General features: G+C 73.5%; 5 protein-coding genes. 2 read left to right on the top strand and 3 right to left on the bottom strand.

The annotated features are described in order from the left end of the window. Window positions 1-113 precede the first annotated feature (113 nt). A complete protein-coding gene (locus C1J01_RS46365) occupies window positions 114-1,337 on the bottom strand; it encodes a PfkB family carbohydrate kinase (RefSeq protein WP_111185367.1) in 1,224 nt (407 codons plus the stop codon). 133 nt (window positions 1,338-1,470) lie between these two features. Between C1J01_RS46365 and C1J01_RS46360 the strand changes: the two genes are divergently transcribed. After that, window positions 1,471-2,241 carry a DeoR/GlpR family DNA-binding transcription regulator gene (locus C1J01_RS46360; protein ID WP_111185366.1) on the top strand — a complete coding sequence of 257 codons (771 nt, stop codon included), beginning with the start codon at window positions 1,471-1,473 and terminating at the stop codon, window positions 2,239-2,241. A 10-nt stretch (window positions 2,242-2,251) separates the two neighbouring features. Further along, window positions 2,252-3,592 carry a 6-phospho-beta-glucosidase gene (locus C1J01_RS46355; protein WP_111185365.1) on the top strand — a complete coding sequence of 447 codons (1,341 nt, stop codon included), beginning with the start codon at window positions 2,252-2,254 and terminating at the stop codon, window positions 3,590-3,592. A 21-nt stretch (window positions 3,593-3,613) separates the two neighbouring features. Here the strand turns inward: C1J01_RS46355 and C1J01_RS46350 are convergent, their stop codons facing one another. Together C1J01_RS46350 and C1J01_RS46345 are read right to left on the bottom strand one after the other, a co-directional pair. After that, entirely contained in the window at window positions 3,614-4,042 is a 429-nt protein-coding gene (locus C1J01_RS46350; RefSeq protein ID WP_111185364.1) for a type II toxin-antitoxin system PemK/MazF family toxin, read from the bottom strand. Window positions 4,043-4,112: 70 nt separating this feature from the next. After that, complete coding sequence (locus tag C1J01_RS46345) at window positions 4,113-4,460, bottom strand: hypothetical protein (protein WP_111185363.1); 348 nt, start codon at window positions 4,458-4,460, stop codon at window positions 4,113-4,115. Window positions 4,461-4,634 lie beyond the last annotated feature (174 nt).

The following is a 4,634-nucleotide window of genomic DNA, read 5'->3' as shown; positions in this document are numbered from 1 at the left end:
GGAGGCGGGCGGGGCGGAGGAGCCGGGCGCGCACCCGGCCAGGGCCGCGGTGATCGCGGTGATCGCGGCGAACAGGGGGAGTGTCCTGGATGCGCGCGGCTGGGCGGTCATGTCTACTCCTTCTGCGCTGGCGCGCGAGGCGTGTCCGGGTCCTCCGGCGGGGGGTCGTCCTCGGCGCGCGCGGGGTCTCGCTCCGGCTGCTTCCCCGAAGCGGGCGGCGCCATGCCGACGTCGGCGTAGCGGGCAATCGTGGCGGCCGCACGGCGCACCGCCCCGACCGGGACCGTCGGCACCAGTCGATCGAGGAAAGCGTAGCGGCGGGCCAGCGAGCTGCCGTAGGCGCCGCCGTGGCCCGCCGAGGCGCGCACCTCGTGCCACCAGTCGGCGATGTCGCCCCAGCCGGGCGCGGCCAGCGAGCCGCCGAACTGCTGCACCGCCAGCGCCGCGCACACCCCGGCGAAGGCCAGCCGGTCGTCCAGCGGCCACTCGCACAGCGTGCCGAGCACGAAGCCCGCGCCGAAGACGTCGCCCGCCCCCGTCGGGTCCAGCGCGGTCACCCGAGGCGCCGGCACGAACGCCTCCTCGCCGGTCGTCGAGTCGATCGCCATCGCGCCGTTGGCCCCGTCGGTCACCACGGCCAGCGGCACCTTGTCGGCGATCGTGTAGAGCGCGTCGCGCGGGGTGTCGGCGCCCGTGTACGCCATCGCCTCGGTCGCGTTCGGCATGAACGCGTGGCAGATGGCGAGCTGGTCGAGCAGCGAGCGCGACCACGTGCCGGACGGGTCCCAGCCCACGTCGGCGAAGATCAGCGCCCCCTCTTGGTGCGCCAGCTCGGCCCAGCTCGAGTCGCCGGGCCCGCCGAGCGGCTCGTCGGGGGAGAGCGAGACGATCACCGCCCGCGAGCGGGGCGGCGTGCCGATCATCTCCGGGACCGGCATGGGCGGCGGGTGGCCGTGGGTCACCATGCTGCGGTCGCGCTCGACCGCCATGGACACCGTCACCGGAGAGTGCCAGTGCTCGAAGCGCCGCGAGCGCGTCAGGTCGACCGACTCCTGCTCCTCCAGCGTGCGCCAGCAGAAGTCGCCGTAGTCGTCGTCGCCGAACGCCGCCGCCAGCGACGTGCGCAGCCCCAGCCGGCTGGTCGCGATGGCGAGGTTGGCGATGCCGCCGGGGCACGAGCCCATGCCCTCGGCCCAGATCTCGGTGCCGGCCGCGGGCATCGCGGGCAGGCCGGTGAAGATGATGTCCAGGAAGACAGTGCCGGCCAGGAAGACGTCGAACTGCGGCCCTTCCGGGGTCCGCTGACCGGCGAGCGGATCATACGCCTGGGCAGACACGGGAACGGGACCTCCTCGACACATCGAGTGTGTGCGCAATCTTGCACGTTTGCTCGCACACTGCAAGTGTTTCGAGCGAGCATATGGAGCAATCTGCTTACTCCTGGGCAAAACTGACTGATAGAATCCGGCCGTGCTCCAGCCTCTGAGGCATGCCGAGATCACCCGCCGCGTCCGCAGCTCGGGGGCCACCAGCGTCCGGGATCTCGCGCGCCAGCTCGGTGTGAGCCCGTCCACCATCCGCAGGGACCTCGAGGTGCTCGACCGCGACGGCACGCTGCGGCGGGTGCGCGGCGGCGCGCTGCCCCCCTCCGACCTCACCGTCGACGCCGACACCGCGCGGCCCTTCGCCGAGGTGGTGGCCACCGACGAGCAGGACAAGGAGGCGGTCGCCGACCGCGCCGCGGAGCTCGTCCGCGACGGCGACGTGGTGCTGCTCGACATCGGCACCACCACGATGCGCCTGGCCCGCCGGCTGCGCGGCCGCCGCGTCACCGTGGTGACCTCCAGCCTCGCCGTGCTCGACGTGCTGCGCGCCGACACCGAGGTCGAGCTGCTGCTGCTCGGCGGCATGCTGCGGCGGCCGTACCATTCGCTGGTCGGGGTGCTCACCGAGGCCGCGCTCGGCCAGGTGGTGGCCGACCGGGCCTTCCTCGGCGCCAGCGGCGTACGCCCCGACGGGCAGCTCGTCGACACAACGCTCGCCGAGGTGCCGCTGAAACGCGCCATGCTCACCGCGGCCCGGCAGGTGGTGCTGCTGGCCGACCGGCACAAGTTCCCCGGCACCGGCGCCCTGCGCGTGTGCGGCCCCGAGGACGTCGACGTGATCGTCACGAACGAGGGCGCCGACCCGGCCACGCTGCGCGCCTGCGCGGCCGCCGGCGCCGAGATCCTGCTCGGATGAAAGGGCGACGATGAGACTGGCCGTTCTCGGCGGCGGAGGCTTCCGGGTCCCGCTCGTGTACGGCGCGCTGCTGCGCGACACCGCCAAGCCGCGCGTGGAGGAGGTCGTCCTCCACGACGTGTCGCAGGAGCGGCTGGAGGCCGTCTCCCACGTGCTGCGCGGGCTGGCCGCCGGCCACGACGACCCGCCCCGGGTGCTCACGACCACCGACCTCGACACCGCGCTGCGCGACTCCGCGTTCGTCTTCTCGGCCATCCGGGTGGGCGGGCTGGCCGGGCGCACCGCCGACGAGCGCGTGGCGCTGGACCTCGGCCTGGTCGGCCAGGAGACCACCGGCCCCGGCGGCGTCGCGTACGGGCTGCGCACCGTACCGGTCGCGATGCGGGTGGCCGAGCGGGTCGCGGCCGTGGCCCCGGACGCCTGGGTGATCAACTTCACGAACCCCGCCGGCATGATCACCGAGGCCATGCGGCGGGTGCTCGGCGACCGGGTGATCGGCATCTGCGACTCGCCGATCGGGCTGGTGCGCCGGGCCGCCGCCGCGCTCGGCCTCGACCCGGCGCGCGTGTCGCCCGGCTACGTGGGGCTCAACCATCTCGGCTGGTTGTGCGGGCTGACGTACGAGGGGCGTGACGTGCTGCCCGAGCTGCTGGCCGACGACGCGGCGCTGCACCGCGTGGAGGAGGCCCGGCTGCTCGGCCCCGACTGGGTGCGCACGCTCGGCGCGCTGCCCAACGAGTACCTGTACTACTACTACTTCACCCGCGAGGCGGTGGCCGCACTCTCCGGGCGCACCCGCGGCGAACTGCTGCTGGGCCAGCAGGACCGCTTCTACGCCGACGTGCGCGCCCGTCCGGGCGAGGCGCTCGACGCGTGGCGGCGGGCGCGCCGCGAGCGCGACGAGAGCTACATGGCCGAGGCCCGCGACACCGCCGAGGCCGGTGAACGCGACGCCGCCGACCTGGAGGCCGGCGGCTACGAGGGCATCGCGCTCGCCCTCATGGCCGCCATCGCGCGCGGCGAGCCGTCCACGATGATCCTGAACGTGCGCAACGGCGCGGCGGTGCCCGGCCTGCCCGCCGAGGCGGTCGTGGAGATCCCGTGCGCCGTGGACGGCTCGGGCGTCCGCCCGCTGGCCACCCGCCCGCTGCCCGGCCGCTTCCTGGGGCTGACGCAGCAGGTCAAGGCCGTCGAGCAGACCGTCATCGAGGCCGCCCTGTCAGGCTCGCCGCGGCTGGCGGTGGAGGCGTTCGCCCTGCACCCGCTGGTGGACTCCGTCTCGACCGCCCACCGCCTCCTCGACGCCTACCGCGCCCGCATCCCCTCGCTCGCGGCCGTCTTCCCGCGCTGATCCGGTCGCGGACCTGAGCCCTCAGCCCGCACCCCAGCCGTACGTCTTCATCAGCCGGGCCGCGACGCGGGCGAAGCGTTCGCCGTCGAGCACCGCGCCCTCGCGCCGGATGTCGTCCTCGTCCAGCACGAACACCCGGTCGATCCGGACGTACGACACGCGGCCGTCGCGCCCCCACGCTCCCAGCTCCACCCAGTCGGGCCCGTCGTCGCCCTTGCTGGAGAGCATCACACCGAGCAGCCTGCGCCCGGTCCGCCCGACGACCAGCAGCGGTCGGTCCTTGCCCCGGGAAGGGTCCTCCTCGTACGGCACCCACGCCCAGACGATCTCGCCGGGATCGGCCAGGCCGTCGAGGTCGGGGGAGTAGGCCAGAGTGGCGGCCCCGCCGAGGGAGTGGATCTCACGTACCGCACCCCGGACGGGCCGGGGGTCCTCACCTAGATCACGCATTGGGTGAGCCTATGACCCCGAACCCCCACAAAGCCACTCACCCCCTCTTTCACCCGACCGGGGTTGGGCGTCAGTACGGGTCGCGGCGGAAGGCGTCCTCCATCAAATGCCAGAACGACCGGAAGCGGGTGGCGCCGAGCGCGTACGAGCTGTCGAAGTGCCATGCCTCCCATTCGCCGCCCGACGTGACGATGTACGGATTGAGCAGGTAGACGCTGCCCTCGACCTTCTCGGAGACGTACAACGTGTGCGGCAGGAGGTCTCCCACCCCGAAACGGTCCTGGTCCTGAGGCGCGTCGTAGTCGAAGACGTAGTCGTCGGGCAGTTCGGGGACCGGGGAGCCCGGCGGGGGACCCCATGTGCGCGCGAGGTGCGGGTCCACGTCGCGCGTCCAGCCGACCTCGCTGATCGGGAGCAACACTCGGGCGGGTAGGGCATACCGGCGGAGAGCTCGGACGCTCAGCCCATGGAAAACGAGCGGTGTCGTGGCCGTCCATGGAACGGCACCCTAGGGCAGGCCACATCACGGCCCCACGCGGCACAACCCCACGCCAGAACGGCACCCCTCGCCACCACGAGGACACCGAGCCCC

The organism is Nonomuraea aridisoli, from assembly GCF_003236395.1.
Classification (GTDB): domain Bacteria; phylum Actinomycetota; class Actinomycetes; order Streptosporangiales; family Streptosporangiaceae; genus Nonomuraea; species Nonomuraea aridisoli.
Note: the sequence above shows the minus strand (reverse complement) of the source record. Positions and strands in the feature narration are given on the sequence as shown.